This window comes from Bacillus mobilis, assembly GCF_001884045.1.
Taxonomy (GTDB): Bacteria; Bacillota; Bacilli; order Bacillales; family Bacillaceae_G; genus Bacillus_A; species Bacillus_A mobilis.
The window spans coordinates 71,886-87,375 of the sequence record NZ_MACF01000025.1 but is presented as its reverse complement, the minus strand read 5'-3'; the positions used below and the strand labels follow the sequence as shown (position 1 = coordinate 87,375).

At 33.6% G+C, this 15,490-nt stretch carries 17 protein-coding genes; 3 read left to right on the top strand and 14 right to left on the bottom strand.

All coding sequences use genetic code 11. The features are described from left to right. Positions 1–40 precede the first annotated feature (40 nt). The 7 genes from BAQ44_RS02365 to BAQ44_RS02340 form a co-directional block, all read right to left on the bottom strand. Positions 41–736, bottom strand: coding sequence for an ABC transporter permease (locus BAQ44_RS02365; protein WP_071720544.1), 696 nt, complete (start codon positions 734–736; stop codon positions 41–43). 24 nt (positions 737–760) lie between these two features. Beyond that, the gene (locus BAQ44_RS02360) at positions 761–1,633 is read right to left on the bottom strand and encodes a DUF4097 family beta strand repeat-containing protein (RefSeq protein ID WP_071720542.1); all 873 of its coding nucleotides are present in this window, start codon (positions 1,631–1,633) and stop codon (positions 761–763) included. A 34-nt stretch (positions 1,634–1,667) separates the two neighbouring features. Further along, the gene (locus BAQ44_RS02355) at positions 1,668–2,372 is read right to left on the bottom strand and encodes an ABC transporter permease (protein ID WP_071720540.1); all 705 of its coding nucleotides are present in this window, start codon (positions 2,370–2,372) and stop codon (positions 1,668–1,670) included. Positions 2,373–2,406: 34 nt separating this feature from the next. Continuing rightward, on the bottom strand, positions 2,407–2,568 hold the full coding sequence (locus BAQ44_RS30960) for a hypothetical protein (RefSeq protein ID WP_169833820.1): 162 nt from the start codon (positions 2,566–2,568) through the stop codon (positions 2,407–2,409). Next, positions 2,561–3,484, bottom strand: coding sequence for an ABC transporter ATP-binding protein (locus BAQ44_RS02350; RefSeq protein ID WP_071720538.1), 924 nt, complete (start codon positions 3,482–3,484; stop codon positions 2,561–2,563). The genes BAQ44_RS30960 and BAQ44_RS02350 overlap by 8 nt, the downstream gene beginning before the upstream one ends. A gap of 125 nt (positions 3,485–3,609) precedes the next feature. Next, positions 3,610–4,545 carry a HAMP domain-containing histidine kinase gene (locus BAQ44_RS02345; protein ID WP_071720536.1) on the bottom strand — a complete coding sequence of 312 codons (936 nt, stop codon included), beginning with the start codon at positions 4,543–4,545 and terminating at the stop codon, positions 3,610–3,612. A gap of 1 nt (position 4,546) precedes the next feature. Further along, positions 4,547–5,239: a response regulator transcription factor gene (locus BAQ44_RS02340; protein WP_071720534.1), complete on the bottom strand. Its 693-nt coding sequence runs from the start codon at positions 5,237–5,239 to the stop codon at positions 4,547–4,549. Positions 5,240–5,409: 170 nt separating this feature from the next. On the opposite strand from BAQ44_RS02340, the gene BAQ44_RS30955 reads away from it, so the two are divergent. Together BAQ44_RS30955 and BAQ44_RS02330 are read left to right on the top strand one after the other, a co-directional pair. Further along, positions 5,410–5,583, top strand: a complete 174-nt coding sequence (locus BAQ44_RS30955) for a hypothetical protein (protein ID WP_071720532.1) — start codon at positions 5,410–5,412, stop codon at positions 5,581–5,583. Further along, positions 5,584–5,778, top strand: a complete 195-nt coding sequence (locus BAQ44_RS02330) for a YwbE family protein (protein ID WP_063262677.1) — start codon at positions 5,584–5,586, stop codon at positions 5,776–5,778. Positions 5,779–5,817: 39 nt separating this feature from the next. On the opposite strand, the gene BAQ44_RS02325 is transcribed toward BAQ44_RS02330, so the two are convergent. After that, entirely contained in the window at positions 5,818–7,017 is a 1,200-nt protein-coding gene (locus tag BAQ44_RS02325; protein ID WP_061677079.1) for a class I SAM-dependent rRNA methyltransferase, read from the bottom strand. A 301-nt stretch (positions 7,018–7,318) separates the two neighbouring features. Between BAQ44_RS02325 and isdG the strand changes: the two genes are divergently transcribed. Then, a complete protein-coding gene (isdG, locus tag BAQ44_RS02320) occupies positions 7,319–7,642 on the top strand; it encodes a heme oxygenase (RefSeq protein ID WP_000587815.1) in 324 nt (107 codons plus the stop codon). Positions 7,643–7,710: 68 nt separating this feature from the next. On the opposite strand, the gene srtB is transcribed toward isdG, so the two are convergent. The 6 genes from srtB to isdC form a co-directional block, all read right to left on the bottom strand. Beyond that, positions 7,711–8,475, bottom strand: coding sequence for a class B sortase (gene srtB / locus BAQ44_RS02315; protein ID WP_063262675.1), 765 nt, complete (start codon positions 8,473–8,475; stop codon positions 7,711–7,713). A 31-nt stretch (positions 8,476–8,506) separates the two neighbouring features. Continuing rightward, a complete protein-coding gene (locus BAQ44_RS02310) occupies positions 8,507–9,277 on the bottom strand; it encodes an ABC transporter ATP-binding protein (protein WP_016086040.1) in 771 nt (256 codons plus the stop codon). Next, entirely contained in the window at positions 9,267–10,250 is a 984-nt protein-coding gene (locus tag BAQ44_RS02305; RefSeq protein ID WP_061677077.1) for a FecCD family ABC transporter permease, read from the bottom strand. The genes BAQ44_RS02310 and BAQ44_RS02305 overlap by 11 nt, the downstream gene beginning before the upstream one ends. Before the next feature lie 27 nt (positions 10,251–10,277). Further along, the gene (isdE, locus tag BAQ44_RS02300) at positions 10,278–11,159 is read right to left on the bottom strand and encodes a heme ABC transporter substrate-binding protein IsdE (protein ID WP_071720523.1); all 882 of its coding nucleotides are present in this window, start codon (positions 11,157–11,159) and stop codon (positions 10,278–10,280) included. 69 nt (positions 11,160–11,228) lie between these two features. Then, positions 11,229–14,423 (bottom strand): NEAT domain-containing hemophore IsdX2, encoded by a 3,195-nt coding sequence (locus BAQ44_RS02295; RefSeq protein ID WP_071720521.1) that lies wholly within the window; start codon positions 14,421–14,423, stop codon positions 11,229–11,231. Between the two features lie 19 nt (positions 14,424–14,442). After that, entirely contained in the window at positions 14,443–15,150 is a 708-nt protein-coding gene (gene isdC, locus BAQ44_RS02290) for a heme uptake protein IsdC (protein ID WP_071720518.1), read from the bottom strand. Positions 15,151–15,490: the final 340 nt, after the last annotated feature.

Below are 15,490 nucleotides of genomic sequence, written 5' to 3'. Positions count from 1 at the left end.
AAAGAGTTGGTGTAACGCCAACTCTTTTTTCTTATTCTTGTCATACAGTTACATCTTCCTTCTCTATATTTTTAATTCCGTAACATGCAATCACAATTCCAATTGCTGCCAATACTAGTTGAAGAGGAAGAAAAGTTGCTGTAGTAAACGTTGGGTTGCTATTCATTGCAATTGCTACAACGATAAGAGATGAAACAATTGTAGTCGGCACCGAACGTTTACGCATTCCAAAATATAATGGGATTAAACTTATTCCCGCAGTAGCAATAGCTAAAGGGACAAGGTTTATCCCTTCTCGTGTCAATTGATCTACTGTGAATGAATTAGGAAGAATTGAAAAATAGCTATCTATCCCAAAGAACATTCCTACTACTAAAATATTAGATAAAATAACTGTTATAAATGTTAATGTTGCTGTAATAACCAACTTACTAACCATCATTTTCTTTCGGTTAATTGGATAAGAAAACATCAGTAGTATTGTTTTGTTTTTATATTCACCAATTATTAACCTTGCGATTAACACACTACCAAAAATAATAAATGTTGCTCTTACTAATGTACTAGCCATTAACAAAACCATCTGTGGATCTCTCATTTCTGGTTCTCCTTCTATTTGAGAAACGATGCTCGTAAAAATCAGTAATGCCAGTATAGCGATATTTGCAATAATCGCTCCCCTCACATACCATCCAAGCTTAAACTTTTTCAACTCTAGCTTCATAAGACGTAGCATAATAGTCCTCCTTTCATTTACATTTTAATCGATATAAATCGCTCCTGTTTCACTTAAAATCTTCACTTTGTTTTTTGCATCACCAATGGTTCCTGCTTTTATCTTTTCTGTATTTTTATCTTTCTTAAGTCCTTTTACATTCACCATTACGTCAGACGAATTACTTTTAGCCGTAAGTTTTAAAGATGTCGGAACACCTTTATACCGTACGCCAATATCTCCTGATTTTGTTTCTACAAATAGTGATTTTCCTTCTTTCATATCTTTCAGTAATACTTCACCGGATGTTGAAGTGATGTTCATATTTTCGTTTTTTATATTGTTCACATAATTATCGCCAGTAGTAGAAGTTATATTTACTTCTTGTAACGAACTATCTTTTAACATTAAATCTCCACTTTCGGATGTGAACTCCCCCTTATCTGCCGATAGTCCTACAACCATTTCATCTCCAGACTCACTTTTTGTCACAATATTTTTCACTTCTATACCCCTTATTTTCACATCACCCGATTTATTATTTAATACAATTTTATCTATTTCTTTCTTCGGAATAGCTATAGATATACTATTTTTCTTCCGAAACGTAAAACCATTAAAGAATCTGTTCATCTTTTGCTTTTGCTTAATCACAACTTTATTTCCTTCATGTTCTATTTCGACGGGATCTAGATTTTTATCTGCTCGTTGACCTTGAGCGAAAATCACTATTTTGTTAGCGTCTGTACTTTTAAATTCAATATCCCAGTTTTCATTGTCCACTTCTATTTCTTTTATATCATTTATCTCAAAAGACTGTTCTTTCTTAAAATCTTTCCCCTGAAATGTCTTAAAACCAAAAACCGCACTAGCAATTGTCAAAAATAATATTGCAATTACTATTATTTTTTTCACCATTCATACCTCAGTTCGTTTTTGTTTTAGGCTTGCTTCACGCCACATCGATCTTGTCGATTTTACGATACGATAGATAACTAATAAACATTCCTAATAAACAGAGTACAATTGGGATAAATATAAAATCATACATACTTACTTGACCGTTTCCAGGACCAACGTTACTGTTCATTAGCATCCCAATTATTACTGCAGAGGTAATCGTTGTCGGTGTTGATTTCTTTCTCATCCCAAAAAATAAAGGAATTAAGCTTATACCAGATATCATAAATGCACTTATAAAAGTAGCTGGAACGGTAGCTATGATTTCGCCCATCATAATAGGTGTTTCAATTAGCCCCACCATTGGGTTCATAAAAAATATGAGCAAGCTAATACTGAAAGTAGCGATAATCATGCTGATAAAACAAAAACTGAAAACAATTGTTAATTTCGCCCTCATCAGCAATTTCCTTTGTAGTGGGTACATAAATAGTAGTTGCATTGTTTTATTCTTATATTCATCAATTACTAAACGTGATAAAATGACCGCACTAAAAATAAGAAATGTCATCCTAATAAATATATTTGCTAAAGTCATATATTTTGTGAAATCAGTGAGCGCCGCATCTGCTTCACCTTTCGCTCCCAACCCCATAAGACTTACCGCAGCAAAAATTGCTATAATACAAATGGCTACCCCTTTAAAGTAACTAGATAATTGATGTTTCTTCCATTCGAGCTTCATTAATTTAAACATATAAACCACGCCTCCATTCTTTATATAACTTTCTCTACACTGGTAACATTCTAATTCCAGCAGTAACAAAGCTTAACATCCCTATCACTATTAGAATTAACAACCATTTCCGCTCAGGTTTTCTATAATATAAAATCCCACTTATGAACATTACAATCAATCCACTTACTAGATTCACTAACAATCCGTTAAGCATGAATGCCCTCTCCATCCATTACATTTAAGAAATATTCTTCTAAGGAACTATGTTTCTTATTAATACTTTCAATTTCTACATCGTTCATAATAAGTGCTTTTGAAATAGCTTGCTGCGTCGCCTTCAATTCATACACACGAATCATGTTTCCACTCATTATTTTGTAATTTTTTATACCGAGTTTATCTTCTAAAATATAAGCTGCACACTTCACATCAGGAACAGTAATTTCAATGTACTCTGTTTGTTTTCCGTTAATACTCTTCATTGAAACTTCTTTTATTAGTTTTCCATTTTGAATTACACCAATTGTATCCGCCATTTGTTCCATCTCGCCTAAAATATGACTAGAAACTAATAACGTAATACCATATTCTTTGCAAAGCATTTTAAATAAATCTCTTAATTCTTTAATACCAATTGGATCTAAACCGTTAATTGGCTCATCTAAAATAAGTAATTCTGGCTTTGTCATGATTGCCCTTGCAATACCCAGTCGTTGCTTCATCCCTAATGAAAAATCTTTTACCTTTTTATCGTCTATACCGTGCAGTTTCACTAAGTTTAAAGCATGATCAATTGCGTTTTTATCGTAATACCCCATATATTCACAATGTAATTCTAGGTTTTCCTTCGCCGTTAATTTATCATAAAAAATTGGATATTCGATAATTGTCCCCATTCGCTTTAACAATTCATAAGATGTATCTGTTAACTTCTCACCAAAAATTTCAATATCACCGCTCGTCGGTTTTATTAAATTTGTGATCATTTTCATAATCGTTGTTTTACCTGCACCATTCGGTCCTAAGAAACCGTATATCTCTCCCTTTTTCACATGCATGTTAACGCTAGAAATAACTTCTTTCCCTTTAAACACTTTCGTTAACTGATTCGTTTTTAATATATATGTCATGTCACTGTCTCCTTTCGCACTACCTTATACTTCTATAATAGACAACGGAATTCTCTTTTTTCTTACCCGTTCCTTACAAATTCCTTACGCTGAAAAAAAGCTTGTAGAATCTACTTCTCTACAAGCTAAAACAGCATCTTTTTTAATACAACTGTAAAAATTGTTTTTTCATACGGCTTACTAGAAAGATGTATTTCTCCGTCCATCGCTTCCACAAGCCTTTTCGTAATCGTTAACCCTAAACCGCTTCCTTGATACAATCTATTTCTGGAATCTTCTAGTGTGTACATACGCTCAAACACTTTATCAATATGAGATTCATCAATTCCTTTTCCTGTATCCCATACATCTATATACACATTCGTTTCATCATCTCTTAACATCATACCGAGTGTCTTTCCATCGTCTCCATATGTAATCGCATTTGATATTAAATTATTTAACACCCTGCCTAATACTTCTACATTTCCAAGTGCATATATATTTCTTTCTGGTATATCAATATGAACTTGAAACCCTTTCGTCGTCACTAAATCATAAAAAGATAAAATCTTTTCCCGACAAACTTCATTCATATTTACTTTCGTCATCTCGATTGCTTTGTCACCAGATTCTAATTTTGCTAAGTCAAAAAACTTATGAATTAGTTCCATTACTTCTAGTGTTTTCACGTGCACCTTTTCAAGTAATATTTGCTGTTCTTCTTTATTTATCGTTTTATCCTTATTTAACATTTCTGTATATCCAAGAATAACTGTTAATGGTGTCTTTAAATCATGCGAAATATTTGAAAGCATTTTTCTCATCGAAATTTCTACTTTTGCATGATCTGCATTCGTTTTCTGTTTTGCATCTAATAATTGATTAATTGCCACCAATAATTTTTGCAATTCTAGATCATCTGTCATAACGAGTAACTTCTCATCTGTTTGTCCATTTACAATACTTTCTAGCTTTTCATATGTGTATCGTAAATTTTTACTACTATTTTTTCTCATTTTATATTGTATGTAAATGACGCATAACAATATAAAAATAATACCTATTAACAAATTGACCATATTACATCACTTCCAACTTATAGCCGATTCCCCATAATGTTTTAATATATTCTGGATTAGATGGATCACTTTCGATTTTCTCACGCAATCTTCTCATATGAACATTAATAACGTTATCGTCACCGTAATACTCTTCGTTCCAAACTAACGTATAGATTTGTGCTTTTGTAAATACGCGATTTTGATTCTTTACGAATAGCTTTAAAATCTCAAATTCTTTTAAAGTAAGTTTGAGGGATTTTCCGTTTTTTTCAACCGTAAAATTAATTGGATCAATTGTTAGATCACCAATTTGAATCATCTTTTCAGTTTCTTCTGTAGCTGAATATTTCGTAGACCTCCGAATACCTGCTTTTACACGTGCAGCTAATTCAATCATAGAAAACGGCTTACAAATGTAATCATCTGCCCCAAGTCCTAATCCAACAGCTTTATCAACATCGGTATCTTTTGCCGACATCATTAAAATCGGAACAGCACTTTTTTCTCGAATGATTCGCACAACCTCTAAGCCATCTAGCTTTGGCATCATAATATCAAGGATAATCAAATCAAATGAACCTTTTAAATATGTGCTCACGCCCTCTTCTCCATCAGACGCAATTGTTACTTGAAAACCTTCTTTTATTAAATACTTTTCCACCATCTCTTGAATTGAGATGTCATCTTCAACTAATAAAATATGATGTGACATATGTCTATCCCCTCTTTTACAAACATTAACATTTTAATTGTATCGTAACGAATGAATACTGTGAAGAATTATATGAATTTTCAAACCAACTTCCCTTCCTTCCATAACAATGATATGATGAAATTTACTACGATAGTTCATAATTAACTTTATATAAAGGAGACTTTATCATGTCAGAAAACAAAAAAGTAAGCTTAGCTGATTTAATGCGCGAACAACTTGCAAAGAAAAAGCAAGGTAGCGGTAATGGTCAAAGTGCCAAAAACCAAAGCCAGGAAACAAAAAAATTACAAAACCAACAAACGAAGAAAACAAACAACCAACGTAGACGTACAGGTGTATAAATGAACGGACAAAAACGTTCTAATATCGCACCCGGTCTTGAAGTTGATATTGTATTAAAACAAGATCAACGAACAGGAAAATTAACACGTGGAATTGTAAAAGATATTTTAACAAACTCCCCTTCCCATCCGCATGGTATTAAAGTGCGATTGCAGGACGGGCAAGTCGGTAGAGTACAAAATATCATTCAATAAGAAAAGGAGCTCAAGTAAACTCGAGCTCCTTTTTCTTTATTAACCTTTAATTTTCTCGATGAAAACTACTTTTAAATAGTCTCCTTCTTTAAATTGATCAATGGTACGGAAGTCTTCTGGTAAAGAATGTTCTTCTAATATTTTATATTTGCCATTCATTTCTTTAAATGCCGTATCGATAAATCCTTTAAACTTTTTCATATCAAATGCGCTACAATTTGTAGAAGCAACGATAATCCCGTTATTTTCTGTAATCGCAATTGTTTCTTTTAATAAGTTTTTATAATCTTTCGCTGCACTAAATGTATATTTCTTTGAGCGTGCAAAGCTTGGAGGGTCAAGTACGACCATATCAAATTTCATCTTTTTCTTAGCTGCATATTTGAAGTACAGAAAGACATCTTCTACAATAATGTCTTGCGCTTCATAATCAACTTCATTTACACTAAACTGCTCAATCGTTTTACTTAAACTACGATTTGCAAGGTCCACACTCGTCGTTTTGCTCGCTCCGCCAAGCGCTGCAAATACAGAGAAAGCACCTGTATAAGAGAACATATTTAACACGGTTCTTCCCTTTGCATACTTATCACGAATTTGTTTTCGAACATTACGCTGATCTAAAAATACACCAACCATCGCTCCGTCGTTTAAATACACCGCAAAGTTCACACCATTTTCTTTTACGATAAGCGGGAACTCGCCGCGCTCTCCTGCTACGAAATCATCGCCTTCAATGTATTTCCCTTTCGTATCAAAACGCTTTTTCTCATAAATGCCTTTAAAGTTTGCTACTTTTTGAAGAGCTGCTATAATCTCATCTCTGAAAGTATAAATCCCTTCACTATACCAACTTACTACATAATAGCCATCATAATAATCGATGATTAAGCCACCAAGACCATCACCTTCACCGTTTAGGGCGCGGAATGCTGTCGTATCACTTGCTTTGTAAAATTGCTTTCGTTTATGTAAGGCAGATTTTATTTTACTTTCAAAGAAAGATTGATTAATTTGTTCACTCTCTTTTCTCGTTAAAATCCAGCCGTATCCTTTATTTTGTTTTCCATAATAGCCTTTTCCAATGAATTGATTCTTCTCATCTACTACTTTAATGATTGTTCCTTCTTCCTGAACATCATTTAAATTTTGAATTGCATCTTTTAAAATAAGCGGATATCCACTTTTAATTTCTTTTATAAATTTCGGTTTTATTTTTACAGTTACTTCTGATCGCATATAATAACTTCCTTTCCATTTGCATGCTTTCTAATTCGTAGGAAGCATATAAAAAACGAGGCTAAAAAATAACCTCGTTTCACTATACCATATTATTGCTTTGCTAGTACAACTCGCCCATTCTCTCGCTTAACGGCCACATATTTACTACATTTTGAAATGGAAATCTTACTGTCCAACATAATAGAAAAAATCCTTATATATTTCACATTTACCATTGACAATGATAATGATTTTCATTATCATTTAATGTATATGAGTTCTCGAAAATACAGGCTACATTTAATAGGAGGAATAAAACATGATTATTGTTACAAATACAGCTAAAATTACAAAGGGAAATGGACATAAATTAATTGATCGTTTTAATAAAGTAGGTCAAGTTGAAACGATGCCAGGCTTTTTAGGATTAGAAGTTCTTTTAACGCAAAATACAGTTGATTATGATGAAGTAACAATTAGCACACGCTGGAATGCAAAAGAAGATTTCCAAGGTTGGACGAAGAGCCCAGCATTTAAAGCAGCTCACTCACATCAAGGTGGAATGCCAGATTATATTCTTGATAATAAAATCTCTTACTATGATGTGAAAGTTGTACGTATGCCAATGGCTGCAGCACAGTAAACATATTTCTTTTTTAAAGTATAGAATATGAGAAGCATTACCACTTCTCATATTCTATACTTTTTTATTTACTGTCTTTTTACTAGTTTCGCATGCACGACTAACCTTCCCGCTTCCGGATCAAGTGCATAGTCACACGTCGAAAGTGTTACGATTTGATCACTTGCTGTCAATTTTGTATCTGTTTTGTACAACGATTTTTCTTGGATTTTCTCCAAAAATGATGTGTATTCCGTATCAGTGCTAAAATCCGTTTCAATGTAATAAAAATCAGTTGTTGTTGTATACACCGAGAACACTTCAAGATCATATCCTTCAAATAATGTATCGTAATATAATTTACGATGTGACATGAAGAACTCTTCATCTAACATTTTCTTTAAACTTCCAAACATAGAACCATCTTTCATACGGTGACCATATAAAATAGTATTTCGATTTTGAGATTTCACATCATTACGATAGTCCATAAAGATGCTTCCTGCTCTCATATCTTCACCTTTATAATTACGAAATAAATAGTAATCATTGTCTTTCGCTTGAACGATTGGATAATTAATTTGTGTATCATCCATCGTAATCCATCCAACTATTTCTTGGTTAATTTGCTGCAGAGCTTTGAACTGTTTACGCACTTCCCCGTCTTGTGATTGCTCTTCCATCGGACTTTTTTCATAAATGTTTTGTGCTTCGGCCATTACTTTACGATTTTCATAGTAATCCATGAAAATATCACCTAATTCATATACTGAATAGAAAAAGGTACCTAAAAAAACAACTGTAAGTATTCGTTGAAAAAAAGAATTCTTCTTCCGTTCTTTTTTACTACTCAAATTATCACCTCAAAACGGATTGTTCGCATATTTAAATACCCATTGGGACCATATACAATCCTGTATCTTCATCTTGCTTTACAACGACATCTACACCGTATATCGTCTTTATCATACTTTCTGTCACGACATCATTCGGCTTACCTTTCGTAACAATCTCGCCGTCTTTCATAACGATGATATGATCACTATAGCGAATCGCTTGATTAATATCGTGTAATACCATAACAATCGTCAATCCATGTACTTCATTTAACTCTTTTACTAGCTCTAATATTTCAAGTTGATAATAAATATCTAAATAAGTTGTCGGTTCATCTAAAAAGAGCATTGGTGTTTTCTGAGCTAACGTCATAGCAATCCAAACACGTTGTCTTTCTCCACCAGATAAAGCATGAATCTCTTTATCACGTTTGCTTAGCAAATTCGTACACGCTAAAGCCCTTTCGATTGCTTCTCTATCTTCATCAGTTTGTGAGGAAAAGATATTTTTATGAGGCATACGACCAAAACTTGTTAATTTCTCCACCGTCATATCTGCTGGTGCTTCATTTTGTTGATGGACAACAGCTAACTTTCTAGCAAACTCTTTCGGTTTATATTGGCTAATCGCCTTTCCATCCAGTATTACCTCTCCGCTACGAGGGTCGTGATTTCTTGACATCACGCCAAGTAATGTCGATTTCCCGCAACCGTTTGGACCAATAATTGTTGTAATTTTACCAATTTCTATTTCACTACTAACCGATTTTAATCGATCCGTTACATTATCATACGAAAAGGTTACATTTTTAATTTCCATGAACTTTATCACTCTTTCTAAGCAAGAATATTAAGAATGGGCCACCAATAACCGCCATAATCGTCGCCGCTGGAATTTCGTTAGGTGGCACGATTAACCTTCCAATCGTATCCGCCGTCAAAATTAATAACGCTCCTGCAAGAGCAGAAAATGGAATTAATACTTTATGATCTGAACCGACTAATTGTCTTGAAATATGCGGAACGAGTAATCCTACGAAAGCAATAACTCCTGCAATCGCTGTTGATACTGCCGCTAAAAGTACTGCAATAGCAGAGATAATAAGACGAACTCTTGTCACGTGCAAACCTAAGTTTTTCGCAGTCTTATCTTGTAGCGATAATAAGTTACACCAAGCTCCTACAAACAGAGCAAGAATAAGACCAATTGTTCCATACGTAACCATTATTTCTACATCGCCCCACGTCTTCATCGTTATGTTAGAAGTCGTCGTTTGCTTAATACTCTTAATGAAATATCCGCAAATCGTAATGAATGATTCATTTAATCCAGTAAACATCGCATTAATAGCTATACCAACTAAAATAATGCGAAGTGGACTTAACCCTGACTTCCACGAAAATGCATAAACGAGATAACATGCGAACGCACCACCTAAAAAGGCGAATACTGGTGTCCAGAAAAAGAATTGCGGGAATAACGTAATAATAACAAGTGTCATAAAGCTTGCTCCTGAAGAAATACCGATCACTCCAGCATCAGCAAGTGGATTTTTCATAACAGCTTGAAAAAGCACACCTGAAACAGCAAGAGCCGCCCCGGTAAACAGCGCAATAATAATACGCGGGAAACGTAAATCTTTAATTACTTCAACATCTTCATTGGCCCCTGTAAATATCCCATGTACAAGGTCCACTATCCCTATTTCTAAACTTCCTTTCGTTGCTGACAATGACGTCATAACAATAAGTAATACAGTAACAATGAAGAAACTCCAAGTTTTTTTATTCATTCCACTCTTCCTTTATATTAAAATGCATCACGGATACATCATTTTCTTCAATTCATCTAACGCTTCAATTGCTTCTAAATTTCCTGTCGTTCCAAATAAACGCTCTTCTAAATCGTAAACACGATTATTTTTAACTGCCGCGAAATGTTTCCAAATATCATTTATTTTAAATTCTTTATCAAACATTTTTACAACTTCATCAGGCATACCATGCGCTGCTCGTAAAATAATGTCTGGATCTGCCTTTTTTAAATACTCTGTATTAGAGGCTAAATACTCTACTTGCTCACCTTGTACAATGTTTTTACCACCTAATTGTTTCACTAAATCTCCAATGTAAGAATGCTCTGTTGCTACTAAATAACTCCCCGGCACACCTAATAAAATAAGCACTGTCGGTTCTTTCTTTCCCTTTACTGCTTTTTGAATCTCTGCAACTTTTTTATCTAACTTCGTTACAACTGCTTCCGCCTGCTTCTCACGTCCATATTGCTTACCTAAGTTACTAATGGAAGTTTGCATATTTTTTAAACTAGTTAAGTCTACAAAGTTTGCTTTCATACCTATACCATCAAAAACTGGCTTTAATTCATATTCAAGTGTTGTCACGGATAATACTTCTGACGGCTTTAATGATTTTACCTTTTCCATATCAGGACTCATCGGATTCCCGACTTCAGGTAAACCTTTATATCTCTTTGGTAAATCTTTCGTACTCGTTGGAACACCAACTAAATCGACTTCTAACGCATCCATAATTTCAGTAACAGCGACTGTCGTGGCAACAACTCTCTCTTTATTCTCACTCTTTACCTGCTTTGTTGCTTCTTTTTTGGGCGCCGAGCATCCAGCTATACTCACTAATAAAATGATAGCCATTAGTACACTTGCAAGTTTCTTCACTCTCAATCACCACTCCTTTCCGAACAATATGAAACAAGTCTTGATGCATGCGGACATGCATCAAGACTCCAAAAATTACAATCTACCTGCTCTATATTTACGAACTAGTAAAGCAAGTGACCCAAGCAGTAGCACCATGTATAAACCTAGTTGTGCTGTATCTGCCGTTTTTGAGTTTTTCTCTTTTTTCGGATCATTTTTTTGGTCTTCTTTTTTCTTCTTATCATCTGCATTTCGGTTAAAATCAGGATTTTCTACTTTTTTTACATTATCTACTTGCGGTGTAATCACTGGATTGTTCGAATCATTTTTCGGATCTTTTTTTGGGTCCTCTTTAATCGTTCCTAACGCACCAATATTATTTGTATCAAATTGAATTTGGACATCATAGAAATGATGGTAGTTCATTTCGTTGATATCAACTTTTACTTTTGCATTTAATTTTGCAAATAAATCACTTACTTCAAATTGCACTACTCTCGTATTTGCATTTTTATCTTCACTCACTAGCTTTGCATCAGCAAATAGACCATTTTTTTCTGTTTGGAATTTCGTAATCCACGCACTATTTTTCAGCGTCATTTCAATGTACTTTTTACCATCTTTCACGATTAATTTTGCTGGATGTACAGTGTAGTCATGCATCTTTGAAAGCTCATTTGTTTTATCTTTTAATACTTTAAATGGAATATCATATTCACCATCTACTAAATTTTTTGGATCAACTATTACTTTTGGTTTATTATTTCCACCTTGGTTATCGTTTCCGCCCTGATTGTTATTTCCACCTTGGTTGTTGTTTCCACCTTGGTTGTTGTTTCCACCTTGGTTGTTGTTTCCACCTTGGTTGTCGTTTCCGCCTTGGTTGTCGTTTCCGCCCTGGTTGTCTTTTCCACCTTGGTTACCTAAAACTTTAATACTATCTTGATCAAATACAAACTGAACATCGTAGAAATGGTGATAATTCATCGCATCAATATCTACTTTTACTTTTGCGTTTAATTTTTTAGATAAATCATTTACTTCTAACTCTACTACTTTTGTATTTTGCTCTTTATTCTCACTTAACACTTTTGCATTAACAAAAGTACCATTCTTCTCAAACTCAAATTTTGTAATCCATGCACTATTCGTTAATGTAAATGATACATACTTCTTACCATCTTTCACTTTTAGTACAGCTGGACTCTTTGTATATGTGTTCATGATTGAAATTTCTTCTGTTTTATCTTTTAAAACTTTAAAGCCAATACTATAGTCACCATCTTTTAGTGCTTTTGGATCAATAGTTGTGTTATTACCTTGGTTGTCTTTTCCACCTTGGTTGTTGTTCCCACCTTGGTTATCGTTTCCGCCTTGGTTGTCTTTTCCGCCTTGGTTATCGTTTCCGCCTTGGTTGTCTTTTCCGCCTTGGTTATCGTTTCCGCCTTGGTTGTCTTTTCCGCCTTGGTTGTCTTTTCCGCCTTGGTTGTCTAACGGTTTAATGCTGCCTTTATCAAATGCAAATTGAATGTCATAGAAATGGTGATAATTCATTGAATCGATATCTACTTTTACTTTTGCATTTAACTTCTTCGATAAATCATCTACCGCTACTTCCACTACTCGTGTATCAGCTTTTTTATCTTCACTTAATACACTTGCATCAACGAACGAACCATTTTTCTCAAATTCAAACTTTGTAATCCACGCACTGTTCGTTAATGTGAATGATACATATTTTTTACCATCTTTCACCTTTAACACGCCCGGACTCTTCGTATACGTGTTCATCATTGAAATTTCTTCTGATTGATCTTTTAACGCTTTGAAATTGATGCTGTACTCGCCGTCTTTCATTGTGTCAACATCTGGTTTTTCTACTTCCGGCTTTTTATCACCGTCTGGTTGCTTTTCTTCGTTTTTAATTGGCTCAAGTTTTTCTTGATCAAATTGAAGTTGTAACTCATGTGTTTGTTTATAGTTTCTTGATGCCACTTCGATAAATACTTTTGTATTTAACTTTTTAGATAAATTGTCTACTTCGAATTCTACTACTCTTGTATTTTTCTCTTTATCTTCACTTACTACTTTTGCATCAACAAATGAACCATCTTTTTCTGTTTGGAAATTTTTAATTGATGCGTTATCTTTTAACGTTACAACCGCTTTTTTCTTACCGTTTTCTACTTTTAATACGGCTGGACTTATTATATTTTCTTTCATTCTAGATTCTTCGTCTGTCTTGTCTTTTAACACTTTAAATGGAATACTATAATCTCCATCTTTAATTGTTTCAATAGTTGGTTTTTCTACTTCCGGTTGTTTCTCTTCGTCCTTAATTGGCTCAAGTTTTTCTTCATTAAATTGAAGTTGTAATTCATGCGTTTGTTTATAATTTTGTGATGCCACTTCGATAAATACTTTTGTATTTAACTTTTTAGATAAATTGTCTACTTCAAATTCTACTACTCTTGTATTTTTCTCTTTATTTTCACTGATTACTTTTGCATCAACAAATGAACCATCTTTTTCTGTTTGGAAATTTTTAATTGATGCGTTATCTGTTAATGTTACAGTCGCTTTTTTCTTACCATTTTCTACCTTTAATACGGCTGGACTTATTAACTTGTCTTTCATTCTAGATTCTTCATCTGTCTTATCTTTTAACACTTTAAATGGAATGCTATAATTCCCATCGTTAATTGTGTTAGAATTGGGTTGTTGATCTGAGTCAGGCTTTTGGTCGGGCTTCTGACTTGGATCTGGTTTTTCATTTGGATCTGGCTTATTTGCTGGATCCTCTTTTTCATTTGGTTTTTCTGCCTTAATTAGTGTAATACTACTTGAATCAAATTTAATTCGAACGTCAAAAATATGATGGTAATCCATCGCATCGATATCTACTTTTACTTTTCCATTTAAAAGGTTTGCTACATCGACTACATCGAATTCCACTACTCTAGTATTCTTCTCTTTATTCTCACCAAGCACATTTACATCAACAAACTGACCATCTTTTTCCGTTGTAAACTTCGTAATCCACTCACTATTCTTTAAAGTGAAAGAGACTTTTTGTTTACCATCTTTTACTTTTAAAGTAGCTGGACTTATAACATAGTCATTCATTTTAGATATTTCATCTGACGTATCTTTAATAACTTGAAAACCAATTGAATATTCACCATCGGCTAATTTAGTAGCTGCTTGAACTGCAAGAGGTTGTAATGTTGAGATGAATGTAAATATCATTAAACACATCGCAACAACAATTTTAAGATATCTATTCAATGGAATAACGCTCCTTTATTTAGTTTTGACGTACTTTACGAATTAAGAAAACACCTGAAATAAGAATTAACGCTGCAAATAATCCGATGCGTGCTTCATCGCCTGTTTTTGGGTTATCTGTTTTTTCAGCTTTACCACTTTCATTTGTTCCTTTGTTCGCTTCTTTATTTGCTTCTTTATTCTCTTCTTTCTTCACTTCTTCTTTTACTTTTGTATCTGTTTTTGTTTGATCATTATTCTTTGTTGCAGTAGTTGCTTTATTTTCTCCACCTGCCGCTTTTACATTTGCATCAAACGCAAAGCGAATTGTGTAGTTATGGTCATAATTTACGTTAGGTACAACAACATGAATTTTTGCTGCTGCTGGTTTAGATAAATCGTCTATTTTAAACTCTACAGTTCTTTTATCTGCAGATTCATCTTTACTAACAACTTTTGCATCAACAAAATTCCCGTTCTCAGGTGCTTTAAATTCTGTAATCCAAGCACTATGATTCATCGGAATTTGTACTCTCATTTCGCCATTTTTCACAACTAGCTTAGCTGGTTTCTCAAAATAATCATTTGCCATAGATGCTGAAGCATTTTCCGCTTTTTGAATGACATAGTTAATATCATAAGTACCGTCAGCTAGTTGTGCTGAAACTTTCCCATATGGCATGACAAGAAAAGCTAGCATACATACGAACGTTATAATAAAAGCGGGTAATACAGAAATCTTTCTCATTTGGCTTACTTCCTCCTTGTTTATCCTTCATCCATACTTTTTTGAAAATGATAATTATTCTCAATTTACGAGAAAAAAATAATAATCCTCTATCATTATTTACCTGTAATTTTTTTATGTAACATAGATATTATTGATTATCATTCTCAATGTATGTTAAAAATAATATCCCTCCCTATTCCTTATAAAGAGCGATTCGCATTTTAACATAAGTCCCTACCCTATCTCTTTTGTTGATTATCATTCTCAATGAAGCTCAAAAAAAATAAAACTACCATTCAACTACTCTATCACCTCTATCTACAAAAATGATATCGTTATAGAAAACTTTATACCTTTC

Coding starts and splice junctions, on each gene's coding strand:
- BAQ44_RS02365 (WP_071720544.1), bottom strand. CDS start 736: ATGCTACGTCTTATGAAGCTAGAGTTGAAAAAGTTTAAGCTTGGATGG.
- BAQ44_RS02360 (WP_071720542.1), bottom strand. CDS start 1,633: ATGGTGAAAAAAATAATAGTAATTGCAATATTATTTTTGACAATTGCT.
- BAQ44_RS02355 (WP_071720540.1), bottom strand. CDS start 2,372: ATGTTTAAATTAATGAAGCTCGAATGGAAGAAACATCAATTATCTAGT.
- BAQ44_RS30960 (WP_169833820.1), bottom strand. CDS start 2,568: ATGCTTAACGGATTGTTAGTGAATCTAGTAAGTGGATTGATTGTAATG.
- BAQ44_RS02350 (WP_071720538.1), bottom strand. CDS start 3,484: ATGACATATATATTAAAAACGAATCAGTTAACGAAAGTGTTTAAAGGG.
- BAQ44_RS02345 (WP_071720536.1), bottom strand. CDS start 4,545: ATGGTCAATTTGTTAATAGGTATTATTTTTATATTGTTATGCGTCATT.
- BAQ44_RS02340 (WP_071720534.1), bottom strand. CDS start 5,239: ATGTCACATCATATTTTATTAGTTGAAGATGACATCTCAATTCAAGAG.
- BAQ44_RS30955 (WP_071720532.1), top strand. CDS start 5,410: ATGTCAGAAAACAAAAAAGTAAGCTTAGCTGATTTAATGCGCGAACAA.
- BAQ44_RS02330 (WP_063262677.1), top strand. CDS start 5,584: ATGAACGGACAAAAACGTTCTAATATCGCACCCGGTCTTGAAGTTGAT.
- BAQ44_RS02325 (WP_061677079.1), bottom strand. CDS start 7,017: ATGCGATCAGAAGTAACTGTAAAAATAAAACCGAAATTTATAAAAGAA.
- isdG (WP_000587815.1), top strand. CDS start 7,319: ATGATTATTGTTACAAATACAGCTAAAATTACAAAGGGAAATGGACAT.
- BAQ44_RS02310 (WP_016086040.1), bottom strand. CDS start 9,277: ATGGAAATTAAAAATGTAACCTTTTCGTATGATAATGTAACGGATCGA.
- BAQ44_RS02305 (WP_061677077.1), bottom strand. CDS start 10,250: ATGAATAAAAAAACTTGGAGTTTCTTCATTGTTACTGTATTACTTATT.
- isdC (WP_071720518.1), bottom strand. CDS start 15,150: ATGAGAAAGATTTCTGTATTACCCGCTTTTATTATAACGTTCGTATGT.